The following is a 16,675-nucleotide window of genomic DNA, read 5'->3' as shown; positions in this document are numbered from 1 at the left end:
GTCTTATGCGCCAGCCTGCCCACCTTGCCTTGACCTGCCTGCTGGCCTTGGCCGCAACGCTGGCTACGCCCCAGGCGCCCGCCGCTCAGGGCCAGGCCGCAGCCCCGTTGCACATACGCATCGGCTACCTGGGCTATCGCCCCGCCGCTGGCCCGCTGCTGTCAAACGTCATCCCCGAACCCGGCGATGCCGGGCTCCAAGGTGCCGAACTGGCCATTGTCGACAGCAACAGCACCGGGCGCTTCCTGAAGCAGCAATTTCAGCTGACCAGCGCCAATGTCGACAGCCCCGAGGCCCTGCTGCAAGCCGCCAGGGCCCAGCATGAACAAGGCCTGCGCCTGTTCGTGGTGAATGCCCCGGCCGCCAGCCTGCGCGCGCTGTCTGCCGCCCTGCCCGACAGCCTGTTGTTCAACGCCGGCAGCCCCGACGACAGCCTGCGCAGCAGCCAGTGCCTGGGCAATGTCCTGCACAGCCTGCCGAGCCGGGCCATGCTGGCCGATGCCTTGGCGCAGTTCCTGGTGCTGCGCAAATGGCAACGGGCATTGCTGGTGGTCGGCCAGACCCCGGACGACCAGGCTTACGCCGCTGCCCTGCGGCGGTCGGTGAAGCGCTTTGGCGTGCAACTGGTCGCGGAAAAAACCTGGACCTTCGACAACGACCAGCGCCGCAGCGCCCAGGCCGACATGCCGCTGTTCACCCAGACTGCCGAGTACGACGTGGTACTGGTGGCCGACGAGCGCGGTGACTTCGGCGAGTACCTGCCCTACCAGACGTGGTATCCACGCCCGGTGGCCGGTACCCAGGGCCTGACCCCCACGGGCTGGCACAAGACGGTGGAAACCTTCGGGGCGGCGCAGTTGCAAAAACGCTTCGAGGCCCAGGCCGGGCGCTGGATGAATGACCGTGACTTCGCCGCCTGGATGGCTGTGCGCAGTGTCGCCAGTGCGGCCAGCAAGCTGCGCCTGGCCGAACCTCGCGCGCTGCAGCAACTGCTGCTCAGCGAGCAATTGCCGCTGGACGGTTTCAAGGGGCGCAAGCTCAGTTACCGCCCGTGGAACGGCGAACTGCGCCAGCCGATCCCGTTGGTTCAGCCCCGCGCCCTGGTCAGCACCTCGCCGCAGGAGGGCTTCCTGCATCCCTTCAACGAAATGGACAGCCTGGGCTATGACAAGCCCGAAGTGACGTGTAGCTACCCCTGACCCGACAACCACAACAATAAGGAATCCGCCATGCGCCGCCCCCTCTTCCACCGGGCCCTGATTTACCCCAGCCTGCTGTCGGGCGCCCTGGCGCTGGCCAGCAGTCACGCCATGGCTGCCACCGCCTGGGTCTCCAACGAGAAGGACAACAGCCTCAGCCTGATCGACCTGCAAACGCTGGAAGTCACCGAAACCCTGCCGGTGGGCCAGCGTCCGCGTGGCTTGCTGCTGTCACACGACAGCAAGCTGCTGTACATCTGCGCCAGCGACTCGGACCGGGTGCAGGTGATGGACGTGGCCACACGCAAGATCATCAAGGAGCTGCCTTCCGGCAAGGACCCCGAGCAGTTCGCCCTGCACCCCAACGACCGCTGGCTGTATGTGTCCAACGAGGACGATGCGCTGGTGACGGTGATCGACACCGTCACCGACAAGGTGCTCGGGCAGATCGAAGTCGGCATCGAACCCGAAGGCATGGCGGTCAGCCCTGACGGCAAGTGGGCGGTCAACACCAGTGAAACCACCAACATGCTGCACTGGATCGACACCAGCACCCAGACCCTGGCCGACAGCACGCTGGTCGACCAGCGCCCGCGCTTCGTCGAGTTCAGCAAAGACGGTTCGCGCCTGTGGGCCTCGGCAGAAATCGGCGGCACGGTGACCATACTCGACGTGGCCACGCGCCAGGTGCTGAAAACCCTGAATTTCCAGATCAAGGGCGTGCACCCGGACAAAGTCCAGCCAGTGGGCATCAAGCTCAGCGCCGATGGCAAGTACGCCTTCGTCGCCTTGGGCCCGGCCAACCACGTGGCGGTGATCGATGCCAAGACCTTTGATGTGCTCGACTACCTGCTGGTCGGGCGGCGGGTCTGGCAGCTGGCATTCACCCCGGATCAGCGCCAGTTGCTGGCCACCAACGGTGTCAGCGGTGACGTTTCGGTCATTGATGTGAAGCAGCTCAAAGTGCTCAAGTCGGTGAAGGTCGGGCGCTACCCCTGGGGCGTGGTGGTGACACCATGAATGCCCTCGACGTCAGTGACGTGAGCTTCGCCTATGGCCAGCGCGAGGCACTCAGGCAAGTCGGTTTCAGCCTGGCACCTGGGCGCTTCGCCGCATTGCTGGGCCCCAATGGTGCCGGTAAGTCGACCTTGATCGCCCTGCTCACGCGCCTGTACGACCTGCAGCATGGCGACATCCGCGTGTGCGGCTGCTCGCTACGCAACGCTGCACGCCCGGCCTTGCGCCAGCTGGGTGTGGTGTTTCAGCAAAGCACCCTGGACCTGGACCTGAGCGTTGAGCAGAACCTGCGTTACCACGCCGCCTTGCATGGCCTGTCGCGGCGCCAGAGCCACCTGCGGGTCGAAGCCGAACTGGCCCGCCAAGGCCTTGGTGAACGCCGGCGCGATCGTGTGCGTGAACTGAACATCGGCCATCGGCGACGGGTGGAAATTGCCCGCGCGCTGCTGCATGAACCGCGCCTGCTGCTGCTGGACGAAGCCAGCGTCGGCCTCGATCCGGCCAGCCGCCTGGCGCTTAACCAGCACCTGCGCCGGCTGTGCCGCGAGCAGCAGCTCAGTGTGCTGTGGGCCACTCACCTGCTGGACGAAGTGCAGCCCAGCGATGATTTGTTGATTCTGCATCAGGGGCGCCTGGTGGCCAGTGGCACCGCCGATGCGCTGAGCCTTGAGCACGGCGGTGACCTCGATCACGCCTTTGCCCGCTTGACCAACGCCCCCTCAGGAGCCAACGCCCGATGAACGCTTACTGGCAATGTTTCAACGGCATCATGCTGCGCGAATGGCTGCGCTTCGTGCTGCAGCGTACACGCCTGCTCAGCGCGCTGGTGCGCCCGCTGCTGTGGTTGCTGGTATTCGCTGCCGGGTTTCGCGCAGCGCTGGGCATTGCCATCATCGAGCCCTACGACACCTACATCCCCTACGAGGTGTACATCATCCCCGGCCTGGCCTGCATGATTCTGCTGTTCAACGGCATGCAGGGCTCGCTGTCGATGGTCTACGACCGCGAGATGGGCAGCATGCGCGTGTTGCTGACCAGCCCGCTGCCACGCCCGTTCCTGCTGGGCAGCAAACTGCTGGCAACTTCATTGATTTCCCTGCTGCAAGTCTATGCTTTCCTCGCCATCGCCTGGTTATACGGGGTACAACCACCGGCAGCGGGCTTGCTGATGGCGCTGCCGGCATTGCTACTGGTGGCCTTCATGCTCAGTGCCCTGGGGCTATTGCTGTCGAACGCCATCCGCCAGCTGGAGAACTTCGCCGGGGTGATGAACTTCGTGATCTTCCCGCTGTTCTTCCTGTCGTCGGCGCTGTACCCGTTGTGGAAAATGCGCGAGGCCAGCCAGTGGTTGTACTGGCTGTGTGCTGTGAACCCGTTCACCCATGCCGTAGAGCTGGTGCGGTTTGCACTTTATGAGCGGCTGAACCTGCTGGCGCTGGCGGTGTGCCTGGGCTTGACCGGGCTGTTCACGCTGCTGGCGATCCTCACCTTCAACCCCCAGCATGCAGCGCTGCGCAAGCCGCGCTGAAAACCTGGCGTGTAACGCGTGTGGGAGCGGCCTTGTGTCGCGATTGGGCTGCGCAGCAGCCCCGGCCATGTGTGCGGTGCAGCTGAAATCGGGGGCCGCTTTGCGGCCCTTTCGCGACGCAAGGCCGCTCCCACACGGATCGCGCCAGCTTTTAGAAATTGAGCAAGACAGTTGCTCCCACACCTTGGGCGTCTCCCTGCCTTCAGGCGCCCGGCCATCTACTACTTTAGTACTGCATTTACTGTCTATCGTCGCATTCACAAAGCACCGCCACTGGCATGTAATGAGTCCATAACAAAAAGGAAAAACCGCCATGCCACGTGCCCTGCCCCGGCTGCCACGCCCTTTGCTGGCGGTACTTTCGCTGAGCCTGACGCTAGGTATCGCCCAGGCTGACACGGCGCCGCTGTTCTCCGCCGACGGCTATCGCACCACGCACTATCGCAGCCCGACCCCGCAACAGGTCGAAGGCGGCCAGGTCGTCGACACCGCCACATTGCAAGGCCTGCTGGGCCAGACGCCCCGACCGGTGCTGATCGACGTCTATCGCCGTCAATGGCTGCAAGGTCGCTTCATCGAAGACGAACCGCACAGCAACCTCCCCGGCAGCCTGTGGCTGGCCAACACCGGCGACGGCGAACTGAGCCTGGCATGGCAGGACTACTTCGTGCGTAACCTGCAAAAAGCCACGGCCGGGCACCCGGACCAACCACTGGTCTTTTACTGCCGCTCCGATTGCTGGTTAAGCTGGAACGCGGTAAAACGCGCGAAAGCCTTGGGCTATAACAACCTGTATTGGTACCGCGACGGCCTGGATGCATGGCAGCAAGCCAACCTGCCATTGCAGCCGGCACAACCGGTGCCGTTCCCCTGAAATGCCTGTGTATGCATGCCCCGCTCCATCCAATAAAAACAAGGTGAAAAGGCCATGTACAAAATTCTGATTGCCGACGATCACCCCCTGTTTCGCGAAGCCATCCACAATGTCATCAGCGATGGCTTCCAGGGCAGCGAGGTCATGGAGACCGCCGACCTTGAAAGCGCCCTGGCCCTGACCCAGGCGCATGACGACCTCGACCTGATCCTGCTCGACCTGAACATGCCCGGCATGCACGGCCTCAATGGCCTGATCACCCTGCGCAACGAGGCGCCAACCACGCCGGTGGTCATCGTTTCGGCCGAGCAGGAAAAGCAGATCGTGCTGCAGGCCATTACCTACGGTGCCGTGGGCTTCATCACCAAGTCGTCGCCACGCTCACAGATGATCGAAGCGATCGAGCAGATCCTTAATGGCAATGTCTACCTGCCGCCAGACATCATCCGCGCGCAAAAAAGCAGTACCAGCCGGCGCCATAACGATGCCCCGAGCTTCCCGCCGGAAATGCTCCAGGCCCTGACCCGCAAGCAACTGCTGGTGCTCGAGCGCATGACCAAAGGCGAATCGAACAAACAGATCGCCTACACGCTGGACATCGCCGAAACCACCGTCAAGGCCCACGTTTCGGCGATCTTGCGCAAACTCAATGTGCACAACCGGGTACAAGCCATCCTCAGTGCTGGCGATATCGATTTTGCTGATTATCTGCGCCGTTGACCTGTTCCGGCCGCTTCGCGGGTAAACCCGCGAAGCGGCCAACCGCTATGCCACGCCACTGGCCAGCAGATGGCTCATCGCCGTCTTGAGTTTCATCGGCCTTACGGGCTTGTGCATCAGCGTGTGACCCAGCTCGCGGATCTGCTGCTTGAGATCGTTGCTGTAGTTGGCCGTGATCATCAGCGCCGGTAGCGGCTGGGCGCGGCGGGCATTGATCCGCGCTACGGCGTCGACACCATTGCAGTCATTGTCCAGGTGGTAGTCGGCAATCAGCAGGTCGGCCTCGGCGTGGTAGTTGTCCACCTGGCGCGCCAGGTCTTCCTCCGACAGCGCAGTGACCACCCGGCAGCCCCAACCTTCCAGCAAGGTGCGCATGCCCGCGCAAATCGCCGCATCGTTATCCAGCACCCATACCCGTGCCCCGCGCAGGCGTTCGAGCATCGGCTCGCAGATCGCCTGGCTCGGCTGGGCCTTGGGTGCAGTGGCGCTCAGCGGCACCTCGACAGCGAACACCGAGCCTTTGCCCAGCCATGACCGCACGCGGATCCGGTGGCCGAGGATGCCGGCGATCTTCTCCACGATTGCCAGGCCCAGGCCCAGCCCACGGTCCTGGTCCGGGCGCTGCACATCACCCCGCTTGAACTCCAGGAACATGTCTTCCAGGTGTTCTTCGGCAATGCCGATGCCGCTGTCCCACACTTCAATCCGCACGCCACCGCGCTGGCGCCGACACCCCAGCACCACGCGCCCGCTGCGGGTGTAGCGGATGGCGTTGCTGAGCAGGTTGCGCAGGATGCGTGCCAGCAGCTGGATGTCACTGCGCACGACGGCAGAACACCCCACAAAATGCAGCTCTAACCCTTCGCTACGCGCCACCTGGGCGTATTCGGCAGCCAGGTTGTCCATCAGTTCGTGGAGGGCGAACGGGGCGACATCGGCCTTGATCACCCCGGCATCGAGCTTGGAAATATCCACCAGGGTACCCAACAGGTTTTCCACATCCTCCAGCGAATTGCTGACATTACGCACCAGGTGGGCAGCGTTTTGCGGCTCGTCGCGCTCGAGCAACGCACTGGTGAACAGCCGCGCCGCGTTCAGCGGTTGCAGCAGGTCATGGCTGACCGCAGCAAGGAACTTGGTTTTCGACAGGTTGGCCTGCTCGGCCTCGCGCTTGGCCTCGCGCAGACGCGACTCGGCCTGGCTGCGCTCTTCGATTTCGCGCAGCAACTGGTCGTTGAGGCTGGTCAGTTCGGCAGTGCGCTCGCGCACCCGTTGCTCCAGGTGCTGGTACGCCTGGTGCAACGCCTGTGCGGTGTTGCGGCGCTCGGTGATGTCGCGGATCAGCACGAAGATACCCACTACTTCGCCACTGGCCAGGCGGTTCGGCACGTAGGAACGCAGCATGTAGCGTTCCTGGCCGTTGATATTGGTCTCGGCAAACTCGAACGTTACGCTCTCCCCCGCCAGCGCCCGCGCCACATAGCCTTCCAGGCGTTGGTAGTGCTGCTCGCTGTGGGCCTCGCGCAGGCTCTGGCCCAGCATCACGCCATGCGGCCAGCAATACCACTCTTCGTAAACCTTGTTGGTGAATTCGTAGACCAGATCGGCGTTCAGGTAGGCGATCAGTGCCGGGACGTTGTCGGTAATCAGGCGAATCTGGTGCTGATGGGCCGTCTCGGCCCGCTGCCGGGCCTCGCTGAGCAGGCGGTTGACGGCCTTGAGCTCGGCCATGGCCTGGTTCAACGCATCGGTGCGTTCGCGCACCTGCTCGGCCAGCACCACCGAATGCTGGAACGCGGCGTATGGGTCGTTGCCCCGGGTCACGCCCGACTCGATGCGCTCGATCAGTGCGTCATTGATGCGCTGCAGCTTGTGGTTCTGATGCTGCAGCCGGGTCAGCTCGGCCTGCAGTTCAGCGACCGACAGGAGGCCGGTTGCGGGCAATGGCGACCCCGGTGAAGGTCTGGTTGATGTGCATGCCATTGAACTGTTCTCCGTAGGTGTTGAAGCCAATCACCCGTTGCTCGCGCAGGAACGCGCCGACCGGCTCCAGGCCGTGATGGGCCTCCAGTTCCAGACGCCGCAGGAAACAATCACAACCGATGGTCAGCAGCAATGGTCCGAGACGCTGGTGCAGGCCATCGAACAGCTGGTGCAGGTTCGGCAACAGCGGGCCCGGGGTCATGGCCGTGAGCACGATGCCGTTCTCCACCGCGCAGTAGAAGCTCAAGCTGAGGTCAGGGTGCATTTGCTGGATCGCCCGCACGTAGTACTGATCATGAATGCGCACGGCCAGCGGGTGGGCGGCGAACACCCGGTGATCGAGCGCAGCCACGGGCACACCGATGTGGCGGGCATATTCCTCGGCCGCCGGCTCGGCATTCAGTTCGAAAACCCGGCGCTGGGCGCTGTCGGCACCGGTGACCACCAGCTTTTCCTGGCGCGGCAGGATGTGATGCGTGGTGAACACTTCGAAGTCGAGCCAGGTGTTGACCAGCACCACCACGGCTGCACCGTTGTGGAATGTACCGCCGTAATACACATGGGTGCGGTTCAGGTAGTTGTCGTCACCGGCCGAGCCGCCGAAGTGCGGGATATCCCCCAGTGCTGCGCTGAGTGCGGCAAGCACCATCTCCTCGCGGCTGGACAAGCCATCGAGCAGCGTGAGTGCAAAGCTGTGGCCCTTGATTGGCGCCAGGGTATTGCTGCGGCAGGTGCCGACCAGCCGCTCGACCATCTGCTGCGCGTCGATCAGGCTGAAGCGCTCCATCTCATCGATCAACGCGGTGGCGATCGAAAAGTGCCGGTGATCGAAGCCCACCGCCGTCACGCAATTGCGGCCGTAGCCCAGCGGGGTGATTTCACCGGCGCTGGTGCAGCCGACCAGGCGTATGCCACCAAAGTCCTGTTCCAATGCTTCGCCCAAAGCCTGCAAGTCGTATTCGGCGGAGCAGAAGAACAGCACGAACCCCAGGTGCGGGTGCAGCAACTGCCGCGCCAGGTCCTGAGCGGCCAACCGTGCGTCGGTAGCCTGCGACATGGCACTGACCACACCGTCGTTATGAGCCTGCTGCATCGTGGTCTCCGGCACGGGGTGGCTGAGTGATCAGTTTAAGGAGGTGGTGGTGGGTGACGAATGCTACTTGGGTAGCGGGTGGGCGGTTCCATGGGCGTAAAAGACCGTGTCATTCGGGGCCGCCTTGCGGCCCCGGCCGCTTACCAGGTCAACACCGCGCCCACCGCAAAGGTATCGGTGTCTTCGTTCTGCGCACTGGTGTCATGCCCGTCGATGGAAAACTGGTTGTACTCGGCCACCAGTTTCAGGTTGTCGTTGATGTCATGGAACAGCGCCACACCCCGGGTCTCGTAGTCCGCGCCGCTGCCAACCGCACCGTTGCCATCGTCCTTGGTCTTGCCATAGGACAGCGCCACGCGGTTCTTGCCGAACTTGTACGAGCCCTGCAGCAGGTAGCCATCACTGTCGACATTGCGTAAAACCGGTTCGCCGGCATTGTTGGTGAAGAACGGGTTGATGCCTTTGGCCTGGAACCCCGAGCCGGTCAGCGACCAGCCGCCCATCTTTGCCTGCACCCCGTAACCCACCCCCTTGGAAGTGATCGTTTCTACCGTGGAGTCAGTATTGTCCGAGGTCTGGTAACTGCCGTTGACCCAGCTGTAGATCTGCGCTCCACCCAGGTCGAACTGGTAGGTGATCTCGCTCTCGGTGCGTGGGTTTTCCTGGTAGGCCTTTCCGGTCGGGCTGCTGTCGTTGGTGTCCACCGGGTCCATGATGCCCACCGCCACCCGCAGGCCCTCCATCACGGGCGTACGGTAGGTGATCTGTGAGGTAGGGAACGGGTATGGGTAACCGCTGCCAATGTTGCCGAACGACACTCCGCCGCCGTCCACCAGCCCCAGGGTGTCGCTGACCTGGCCATAGCCGGCCAGCAGTTCGTCGAGCAGGATGTTGGAGCGGGCGAACAGCCCGAAGTCCTTGCCGATCAGCACCTCGCCCCACTCGGGGTTGGCCACCGTGCCATAGAACTGGCGCACGTCGATGGCGGTGTCGGTACCGTTGGTTTCACTGTCGTTGATGGTTACCCAGAACGAGGCACGCGCGCCGAGCTTCAGGTCATCCACCTGCTTGCCCATGTTGAAGCCAAGGTAGTTGGGCAAGAAGCCCATCTTCACCCGCGACTGGCGGCGGTCAAACTGCTCGCCCTCACGGTCGACCTCGCTGTTGACGTAGAAGGCGTTGATATAGCCATCGGTGGAAAACGTCGTCTGGTCCTTGTCGTACAGCATGATCTCGGCTTCGGCGACGCTGCTCAGGCCAAGCGCAGAAAAGCTGGCGATGGCGGCTGCGAGAAAACGAGGCGGCAGGTGCTTATTGTTGTTGTGCATGGCGCGCTCCAAACGGGGACGGGATGTCGGAGGCGATTATCAGAAGTGGGCAAATTGCCAGAAACGCTGCTTTGGCGTGGGGTGGCGAGTGCTTTGGGGCGGGAGGGTGTGGCCCGGTGATTTGGTCCCGGTACCTGCTTGGGTCTGGGTTCGAGACTTATGGCTTAGGCAGGAGTGGCAGGCGGGCATCCATACGATTGAATGAACCGGGGCCGCCTTGCGGCCCTTCGCGGGCTCGCCCGCTCCCACAATCTTTGGATATCCAAGATCCCTGTGGGAGCGGGCGAGCCCGCGAAGGGCTGCAAAGCAGCCCCAATTACATTGTCTGAGCGGAATCTCCTGGCTTCAGGAAGCCAGTGCCTGCGAACGCTGGCAAGCGGGCATCTCATAGCGATGCGGTTGCTGCCAGGCCAGCCGTGCCTGCACATCCACCACCGCGTCCTTCACCTTCTGCGCCCAGTGCTCATCCTTCGGGCACACCACCACCACGCGGAAACCGTGGTCGACACCTTCCAGGCGCACACCTTCGGAATCATCTACGTGCAGATCGATATCAAAAGCCGAAGGCAGCTTGGAGGGTGAGTTTTCCAGCCCGTTCTGGGCCAGGATGTGCTGGTGCCGATCGCTGTTGACCACGCCATCGACATGAATGCCGTAAAGCATCAGCCAGCGGCGGATGTAAGCCGGGGTACGCCCCGAGGAGGTGTAGATCCAGATGCTGCAGCCCTGGCGGCGCAGGTCGCGGATCAGTTCGCGGGTGCCGCTGCGCAGGGGCTCACCCAGCCAGCGATGGACGAAACCTGGCAGCTTGCTGTCCTCGGCGGCGGCGTGTTCGGGCAGGCAGGCCAGCGTGTCGTCGATATCGAACGAAATGCGTACCTGGCCACGCTTGAGCTTGCGTTCGATGGCTTGCCGCCCTCGTGCGAACAGGGATGAACCTTGCATCAGCGGCTCCCCTCACAGGCAGGCACGGGCGTGCCGTTGAGGAAGAACTTGCCGGGCTCAGGCGCCTTCGCTTCCAGGAACGCGGCGTACTTTTTCTTGATCTTGGGGAGTTCGTACAAAGCCTTGACACCGTGTTTGGCGGAGTTGCGTATGACCGAGGACGGGTTGAAGTAACCCTCGGCGTTGTCCAGCGACAGCACGAATGGCGGCAGCCCGGCACGCATCAGCAAATAGCTGACAATAAGCGAACCCGTGCGGTTGTTGCCTTCGATGAACAGCTGCGGCTTGCTGAGGATCCGTACATACACACCCGCTGCCCGCTTCCAGATGGAATCGCTGCGGTACGCGCAGTACCAGTTGTACAAATCCTTGATGCCACCTTCCACGTTGTTGAAAAAGTGCGCTTCGGTTGCCGCAAGGTGCGGGGCGAATTCCAGGCGACGGGCCGGATCGCTGCCGCATAGCACGGTGGCATTGATTTCCAGCATCAGGTTCAGCTGTTGCAGGTCGAACAGGTCGATACCGCGAGCGACATAGTCGTCAATCAGCGCATAGCCTTCAACCACATTCAGCAGCACCTCGTCGGTAAACGGGTCCCGCGGTTCGGTGAAATGCTGGCTGAGTTCGGCAAAACGGCCCTGCACCTCGCGCAGTGCGCGCTCTACCGCTGACAGATCAAGACGACGCGTCGCTCGCATTGGTAATCCCGGGTAACACTTTAACGGAAGGTAACGCGGCCGGGTGTTGCAACCTTCCTGGCTGCAACACCCGCCCACCTTGAGCTTGCATGGTTTAGCTGAACTTGCCGCTGATGTAGTCGCTGGTCAGCTGCTCGCGCGGGTTCTGGAAAATCTGCGCGGTCGGGCCCATCTCGACCAGGTAGCCGGTGCGGGTGCCCTGGGAAATATCCACCGAGAAGAACGCGGTGGTGTCGGCCACACGAATCGCCTGCTGCATGTTATGGGTCACCAGGGCGATGGTGTAGTCCTTTTTCAGCTCGACCATCAGCTCCTCCACGCGGCGGGTGGCAATCGGGTCGAGTGCCGAGCAGGGCTCGTCCAGCAACAGCACTTCCGGCTCAGTGGCGATGGCACGGGCGATGCACAGGCGCTGCTGCTGGCCACCGGACAGTGACAGCCCGCTGACCTTGAGCTTGTCCTTCACTTCGTCCCACAACGCGGCGCCTTGCAAGGCGTGCTTCACGCGATCGCCCAAGTCGCCTTTGTAGCGGTTCAGGCGCAGGCCGAAGGCCACATTGTCGAAGATGCTCATCGAGAACGGGTTGGGCTGCTGGAACACCATGCCGATATAGCGGCGCACTACAACAGGGTCGACGCCCTTGCCGTAGACATCCTGCCCAAGAAAGTGCACATGGCCTTCGAAACGGAAGCCCTTCACCAGGTCATTCATACGGTTCAAGCTACGCAGCACGGTACTCTTGCCGCAGCCCGAAGGGCCGATGAAACCGGTGATCTCGTTTTTCCTGATCGGCACATGGCTGTCACGCACGGCCATGAAGTTACCGTAGAAAATCTTGTCGAGCTTGCAGTCCATGACGATGGGGGCTTCGCTGACCATGGGAGCGGCTCTTTGCGCAGTGGATACGTTCAAGTTGGATGCTCCCTTTCTCAATACTTGGGCTTGCCGAAGACTCGGCTCAAAATGTTGATGACCAGCACGATCATTACCAGCACCAGCGAGGCCGCCCAGGCGAGCTCCAGCTGGTTGTCGAACGGCATGCCGGAGAAGTTGTAGATCAGTACCGCAAGCGAGGCTGTGGGGTTCATCACCGCCAGGTCGCCGTCGTGGTAGATCCAGTAGTTGCTGAACAACGCGGTGAACAGCAGTGGCGCGGTTTCGCCAGCGGCGCGGGCCACGGCCAGCATGACGCCGGTGAGGATGGCCGGCAGGCCGGTAGGCAGCACGATCTTCCAGATGACCTGGGCGCGGGTGCAACCCATGCCGTAGGCGGCGTCCTTCATGATCTTGGGCACCATCTTCATCGACTCTTCAGCGGTGAGCACCACGATCGGCAGCATCAATACCGCCAGCGCCACGCCGCCTGCCGGTGCCGAGTAGGTACCGGTGGTCATCACCACCAGGGCGTAGGCAAACACCCCGGCCAGGATCGATGGCAGGCCAGTGAGCATCTTGGCGGCAAAGCGCGCGGCATTGGCCAGCTTGCTGTCCGGGCCGAGCTCGGCGAGGAACACCGCTGCCAGGATACCGACCGGCACAGCGATGGCGGCGGCAATGCCGACCATGACGAAGGTACCGGCCATGGCGTTACCGAAACCACCGCCCATCTCGAAGCCGGTCGGCGGCAGCTCGGTGAACACTTCCAGGTTAAGGCGTGCCCCGCCGCGAGTGATCAGCATGTACAGCACGGAAATCAGCGGCACGCTGGCCACCAGTGCCGCGAACCATGCCAGGGTGGTCAATACCAGGCTGCGCAGGGCGCGGCCTTCCAGCTTGCGCTGCAGGCTGGGCAGCGCGGCTACAGGGGTCGTCAGGTCAGTCATTGTTTGTTACCCCGCTGAGCGTAGAGCATGATCATCGAGCCGAGGACGTTCACCAGCAGGGTGATGAACATCAGTACCAGTGCCGCGTACATCAGCACTTCGACCTCGTTCGGGCCGGCTTCCGGGAAGTTCAGCGCCAGCAGCGCCGCCAGGGTGTTGGCCGGTGCGAACAAGGACAGGGAAATGGTGTTGGCGTTGCCGACCAGCATGGCCAGCGCCATGGTTTCGCCGAGTGCACGGCCCAGGCCGAGCACCAACGAGCCGAAGATGCCGGTAGCCGCCGAGGGCACCATCACCTTGAGGATGGCTTCCCAGTGGGTGGTCCCCATGCCGTAGGCAGCCTGCTTGGTTTTCATCGGTACGCTGGTCAGCGCATCCTGGGAAACCGCCGCGATGGTCGGCAGGATCATGATCGCCAGTACCAACGCCGCAGGCAGCAGGCCTGGGCCACTCAGGGAAGTGCCGAAAAACGGGATCCAGCCCAGCTCGCTGTTCAGCCAGGCGGTCAGCGGGCGAATCGCCGGGATAACCACATAGATGCCCCACAGGCCGTACACCACGCTGGGGATGGCGGCAAGCAACTCGACGATGGTGCGAAACACCGCGGCAAGCTTGGCCGGAAGGAAATCCTGGGTCAGGAAAATGGCCATGCTGACGCCGAAGAAACCGGCGATCAACAGGGCGATCAAGGCGCTGTACAGCGTCCCCCAGATCGCTGGCAGAATACCGTACTTGCCTTGGTTAACGTCCCAGACGCTGCCGAACAACACGTCAAAACCGTGCTTTTCAATGCCGGGCAGTGCCTTGCGGCCGACTTCGTAGACCAGCGCGAAGACCAGCGCCAGTACCAGCACCACGCCAATGCGCGCAAGCGCACGGAAGGTGCGATCGACCAGAAAGTCTTTCGTAGACGGTGGCTGGCACGCGGAGTCGGGGTTATCCGGTATGGCAAAAGGAGTGTTCATTGGCGAGTTCCGGGACAAGGGACAAACACCCCCGGCATGGCTTCATGCCGATACCGGGAGCGCCTGGGTATTACTGGATGTTGGCGGACGCTTTACGCACCTGGTCGACTACCGACGGCGGCAGCGGGATGTACCCCATCGAGTCGGCGATGGTCTGGCCTTTGGTCAGGCTGTACTCGACCATTTCACGCATGGCCTTGGCTTTTTCCGGGTTGCCGTTGTCCTTGCGGAAAATCATCCAGGTATAGGAAGTGATCGGGTAGGACTTGGCACCGTCCGGGTCAGGCAGCCAGGCCACCAGGTTTTCCGGCATGTTCACCGCCGCCAGTGCTTCAGCACCGCTCTCGGCATTCGGCACGACGTATTGGCCAGCCTTGTTCTGCAACATGGCGAAGTCGACCTTGGCCAGCTTGGCGAAGCCGTACTCGATGTAGCCGATGGCGCCCGGGGTCTGGCGGACAGTGGCGGTTACGCCGTCGTTCTTCGGCGACTTGATGAACTTGTCGGTGGCCGGCCAGTTGACGGTGTTGCCTTCGCCCAGCCCTTGCTTGAAGTCAGCGTTGATGGCCGACAGGTGCTTGGTGAAGACGGCAGTGGTGCCGCTGGAGTCGGCACGCACGACCACGGTGATCGGGGTGGCAGGCAGCTTCAGGTCAGGGTTGGCCGCCGCGATTTGCGGGTCGTTCCACTGGGTGATCTTGCCGAGGAAAATATTGGAGTAGACGTCGCGCGGCAGCTTCAGCCCTTTAGGGTTACCCGGCAGGTTGTAAGCCAGGACGATTTCACCGGCGGTCATTGGCAGCAACTGCACGCCTTCGCCAACCTTGGCAATGTCTGCTTCGCTCATGGCCGAGTCGCTGGCGGCGAAGTCGACGGTCTTGTTCAGGAAGTCCTGAACGCCCGCGCCGCTGCCCTTGGACTGGTAATCGACGGTGACGCCAGCCGTGTTCTTGCTGAAGTCCTTGAACCAGGTCAGGTAGATCGGTGCAGGGAAGCTGGCGCCCGAACCGGTCAACCGAACGTTTTCTGCAGCAAAGGCTGCCGAGGTGGCGCAAAGGGAAACGGCAACGGCGAGTGCAGCAGACTTCATCAGGCGTTTCATCAAAATGTGCTCCATGTGATGGCCGGCACACTTTGCATCAGCTGTGTTACAACTTTGTGACTATTGAATGGCAGGCCGCGCGGTAGAGCTTATTGACTGTGCCATCAGGCGCCGGGCTGGAACCCTGAAACGGCTCCGGCCTCAACGCTAACGCTTGAATGTGCCGATTGGATGACGGCCGTACGAGGCTAAAGCACCGCTCGCCCATTAGCCGGCACTTTTTAGACGCGCAGGGTTTCAACCGTTCAGGCAAACCGGCAGGCGCGAAGACCCTGCAACGCAGCACCAGGAACAGGAACCTGGCCACTGCAGGCGATCAACCGATGCCGGCGAGACCTGTATCACCGCCATCCCCACAGCGGTTGCGGCATGCACATTCGAACTCAGCCTGGGCACGGGTGGAAAAGTTCAGGCTCAGACGCATCTTGTCTTGGGTGTCGTAGAGGTCGTAACCCTCCCCCAGTGCGGCGGGAAAGCCAAGCCGCCGAGGATAAGCCTCTTTCTTGAGTGGCACTGCGGGAACCACAACGAAGCGTGTCTGCATGATCATCCCCTTCGGCAGTGCTTAAGTATTAGTACTGCTATGTGAAAGCATCAAGATGACTCATGCAATATTTTGGTTCAGCCGCCTATTCTCGCGGTGATGAGTAAGCAGAATCCCAGCAGGCAAATGACCCCGATGCCATAGAACAACGTTCTCCAAGGCTGCAAACCCCGCAGGTAGGCCAGCGTGTGCAGGACCCTGGCAACCGTGAACACCACACTCAGCCACAGCACCGGTAGCGCGGCGGCTTCCAGCGCAACAGCCAGCCCGCCGAGGGCAAAGAACATGGGAATGTTCTCCAGGTCGTTGGCCCAAACCTTGGCAGCACGTATCACCTGCGGGCGTTCTGCGGCCTGGGCGATGCGCCTGAACACGGCAGCGTCCTCCGGGTTGGTGAACGCGACGAAGCGCAAGCGGTGATAGCCCTGATAGCAGGAAACCAGGAACATCTTGAGGAACAGCACCGCCACACACAGCGCATAAACCTGCAAGGCACTGCTCATGGCTGGCGCCCCTCGGCAACGCCTCTGATCACCAGGTACAGCAACGGCCCCAGCGAAACGAACACGACGGTCAGCAGCAGGTAGGGCAGCACCGCGATCCCGGCGCTGCCACGCATGCGGTTGTCTCTCACCATCCAGCAACCGGCCAGCCCGGCCATCAGGTACAGGTCGATGACCACCTGGGCCGTGTCCGGCCGCGCCAGCAGTGCCAGCCCGAATGCCAGCAGCGATTGCTCGGCAATCAGCATGGTCCAGCCGGTATACAGCGAAAACAGCACCAGTATTGCCAGCGCGCAGATACGCAAGCCCATATAGCTCTCCTTGATAGGGTTTGCCGGCACAGTAGTGATAG

The 16,675-nt window shown here is 62.3% G+C and carries 18 protein-coding genes; 6 read left to right on the top strand and 12 right to left on the bottom strand.

The window, feature by feature from the left end:
• The first annotated feature begins 5 nt into the window (after positions 1-5).
• From ACZ889_RS15050 to ACZ889_RS15025, 6 genes are all read left to right on the top strand, one after another.
• Entirely contained in the window at positions 6-1,199 is a 1,194-nt protein-coding gene (locus ACZ889_RS15050) for an ABC transporter substrate-binding protein (protein WP_014860446.1), read from the top strand.
• Between the two features lie 30 nt (positions 1,200-1,229).
• Positions 1,230-2,219, top strand: a complete 990-nt coding sequence (locus ACZ889_RS15045) for a YVTN family beta-propeller repeat protein (RefSeq protein ID WP_088512309.1) — start codon at positions 1,230-1,232, stop codon at positions 2,217-2,219.
• Positions 2,216-2,956 carry an ABC transporter ATP-binding protein gene (locus tag ACZ889_RS15040; RefSeq protein WP_003254104.1) on the top strand — a complete coding sequence of 247 codons (741 nt, stop codon included), beginning with the start codon at positions 2,216-2,218 and terminating at the stop codon, positions 2,954-2,956. Before ACZ889_RS15045 ends, ACZ889_RS15040 begins: the two co-directional genes overlap by 4 nt.
• Entirely contained in the window at positions 2,953-3,744 is a 792-nt protein-coding gene (locus tag ACZ889_RS15035) for an ABC transporter permease (protein ID WP_004574210.1), read from the top strand. The genes ACZ889_RS15040 and ACZ889_RS15035 overlap by 4 nt, the downstream gene beginning before the upstream one ends.
• Before the next feature lie 313 nt (positions 3,745-4,057).
• On the top strand, positions 4,058-4,618 hold the full coding sequence (locus ACZ889_RS15030; RefSeq protein WP_476257520.1) for a PQQ-dependent catabolism-associated CXXCW motif protein: 561 nt from the start codon (positions 4,058-4,060) through the stop codon (positions 4,616-4,618).
• Positions 4,619-4,672: 54 nt separating this feature from the next.
• Entirely contained in the window at positions 4,673-5,338 is a 666-nt protein-coding gene (locus tag ACZ889_RS15025; RefSeq protein WP_003254108.1) for a response regulator, read from the top strand.
• A gap of 45 nt (positions 5,339-5,383) precedes the next feature.
• Here ACZ889_RS15025 and ACZ889_RS15020 read toward each other — a convergent pair whose 3' ends face one another.
• From ACZ889_RS15020 to ACZ889_RS14965, 12 genes are all read right to left on the bottom strand, one after another.
• Positions 5,384-7,282, bottom strand: coding sequence for a PAS domain-containing hybrid sensor histidine kinase/response regulator (locus tag ACZ889_RS15020; protein WP_014860443.1), 1,899 nt, complete (start codon positions 7,280-7,282; stop codon positions 5,384-5,386).
• Positions 7,251-8,414 (bottom strand): nitric oxide-sensing protein NosP, encoded by a 1,164-nt coding sequence (gene nosP, locus ACZ889_RS15015; protein ID WP_003254110.1) that lies wholly within the window; start codon positions 8,412-8,414, stop codon positions 7,251-7,253. Before nosP ends, ACZ889_RS15020 begins: the two co-directional genes overlap by 32 nt.
• Before the next feature lie 140 nt (positions 8,415-8,554).
• Positions 8,555-9,742, bottom strand: coding sequence for a porin (locus ACZ889_RS15010; RefSeq protein ID WP_010953581.1), 1,188 nt, complete (start codon positions 9,740-9,742; stop codon positions 8,555-8,557).
• Between the two features lie 345 nt (positions 9,743-10,087).
• Positions 10,088-10,687 (bottom strand): trehalose-phosphatase, encoded by a 600-nt coding sequence (locus tag ACZ889_RS15005; protein ID WP_003254112.1) that lies wholly within the window; start codon positions 10,685-10,687, stop codon positions 10,088-10,090.
• Positions 10,687-11,385 (bottom strand): Fic family protein, encoded by a 699-nt coding sequence (locus ACZ889_RS15000; protein ID WP_004574211.1) that lies wholly within the window; start codon positions 11,383-11,385, stop codon positions 10,687-10,689. The genes ACZ889_RS15005 and ACZ889_RS15000 overlap by 1 nt, the downstream gene beginning before the upstream one ends.
• 94 nt (positions 11,386-11,479) lie before the next feature.
• Positions 11,480-12,265 carry a phosphate ABC transporter ATP-binding protein PstB gene (gene pstB / locus ACZ889_RS14995; RefSeq protein WP_003254117.1) on the bottom strand — a complete coding sequence of 262 codons (786 nt, stop codon included), beginning with the start codon at positions 12,263-12,265 and terminating at the stop codon, positions 11,480-11,482.
• A 50-nt stretch (positions 12,266-12,315) separates the two neighbouring features.
• Complete coding sequence (gene pstA / locus ACZ889_RS14990) at positions 12,316-13,209, bottom strand: phosphate ABC transporter permease PstA (RefSeq protein ID WP_003254119.1); 894 nt, start codon at positions 13,207-13,209, stop codon at positions 12,316-12,318.
• A complete protein-coding gene (gene pstC, locus ACZ889_RS14985; RefSeq protein WP_003254121.1) occupies positions 13,206-14,174 on the bottom strand; it encodes a phosphate ABC transporter permease subunit PstC in 969 nt (322 codons plus the stop codon). The genes pstA and pstC overlap by 4 nt, the downstream gene beginning before the upstream one ends.
• A 70-nt stretch (positions 14,175-14,244) precedes the next feature.
• Entirely contained in the window at positions 14,245-15,276 is a 1,032-nt protein-coding gene (gene pstS, locus ACZ889_RS14980; protein ID WP_003254123.1) for a phosphate ABC transporter substrate-binding protein PstS, read from the bottom strand.
• A 316-nt stretch (positions 15,277-15,592) separates the two neighbouring features.
• Positions 15,593-15,826 (bottom strand): hypothetical protein, encoded by a 234-nt coding sequence (locus tag ACZ889_RS14975; RefSeq protein WP_054889537.1) that lies wholly within the window; start codon positions 15,824-15,826, stop codon positions 15,593-15,595.
• A 71-nt stretch (positions 15,827-15,897) separates the two neighbouring features.
• On the bottom strand, positions 15,898-16,323 hold the full coding sequence (locus ACZ889_RS14970; RefSeq protein ID WP_476257519.1) for an MAPEG family protein: 426 nt from the start codon (positions 16,321-16,323) through the stop codon (positions 15,898-15,900).
• Positions 16,320-16,634 (bottom strand): DUF2834 domain-containing protein, encoded by a 315-nt coding sequence (locus ACZ889_RS14965; protein WP_121783325.1) that lies wholly within the window; start codon positions 16,632-16,634, stop codon positions 16,320-16,322. The genes ACZ889_RS14970 and ACZ889_RS14965 overlap by 4 nt, the downstream gene beginning before the upstream one ends.
• Between the last annotated feature and the right edge of the window lie 41 nt (positions 16,635-16,675).

The organism is Pseudomonas sp. TE3895 (assembly GCF_056278855.1).
Note: the sequence above shows the minus strand (reverse complement) of the source record. Positions and strands in the feature narration are given on the sequence as shown.

Coding starts and splice junctions, on each gene's coding strand:
- ACZ889_RS15050 (WP_014860446.1), top strand. CDS start 6: ATGCGCCAGCCTGCCCACCTTGCCTTGACCTGCCTGCTGGCCTTGGCC.
- ACZ889_RS15045 (WP_088512309.1), top strand. CDS start 1,230: ATGCGCCGCCCCCTCTTCCACCGGGCCCTGATTTACCCCAGCCTGCTG.
- ACZ889_RS15040 (WP_003254104.1), top strand. CDS start 2,216: ATGAATGCCCTCGACGTCAGTGACGTGAGCTTCGCCTATGGCCAGCGC.
- ACZ889_RS15035 (WP_004574210.1), top strand. CDS start 2,953: ATGAACGCTTACTGGCAATGTTTCAACGGCATCATGCTGCGCGAATGG.
- ACZ889_RS15030 (WP_476257520.1), top strand. CDS start 4,058: ATGCCACGTGCCCTGCCCCGGCTGCCACGCCCTTTGCTGGCGGTACTT.
- ACZ889_RS15025 (WP_003254108.1), top strand. CDS start 4,673: ATGTACAAAATTCTGATTGCCGACGATCACCCCCTGTTTCGCGAAGCC.
- nosP (WP_003254110.1), bottom strand. CDS start 8,414: ATGCAGCAGGCTCATAACGACGGTGTGGTCAGTGCCATGTCGCAGGCT.
- ACZ889_RS15010 (WP_010953581.1), bottom strand. CDS start 9,742: ATGCACAACAACAATAAGCACCTGCCGCCTCGTTTTCTCGCAGCCGCC.
- ACZ889_RS15005 (WP_003254112.1), bottom strand. CDS start 10,687: ATGCAAGGTTCATCCCTGTTCGCACGAGGGCGGCAAGCCATCGAACGC.
- ACZ889_RS15000 (WP_004574211.1), bottom strand. CDS start 11,385: ATGCGAGCGACGCGTCGTCTTGATCTGTCAGCGGTAGAGCGCGCACTG.
- pstB (WP_003254117.1), bottom strand. CDS start 12,265: ATGGTCAGCGAAGCCCCCATCGTCATGGACTGCAAGCTCGACAAGATT.
- pstA (WP_003254119.1), bottom strand. CDS start 13,209: ATGACTGACCTGACGACCCCTGTAGCCGCGCTGCCCAGCCTGCAGCGC.
- pstC (WP_003254121.1), bottom strand. CDS start 14,174: ATGAACACTCCTTTTGCCATACCGGATAACCCCGACTCCGCGTGCCAG.
- pstS (WP_003254123.1), bottom strand. CDS start 15,276: ATGAAACGCCTGATGAAGTCTGCTGCACTCGCCGTTGCCGTTTCCCTT.
- ACZ889_RS14975 (WP_054889537.1), bottom strand. CDS start 15,826: ATGATCATGCAGACACGCTTCGTTGTGGTTCCCGCAGTGCCACTCAAG.
- ACZ889_RS14970 (WP_476257519.1), bottom strand. CDS start 16,323: ATGAGCAGTGCCTTGCAGGTTTATGCGCTGTGTGTGGCGGTGCTGTTC.
- ACZ889_RS14965 (WP_121783325.1), bottom strand. CDS start 16,634: ATGGGCTTGCGTATCTGCGCGCTGGCAATACTGGTGCTGTTTTCGCTG.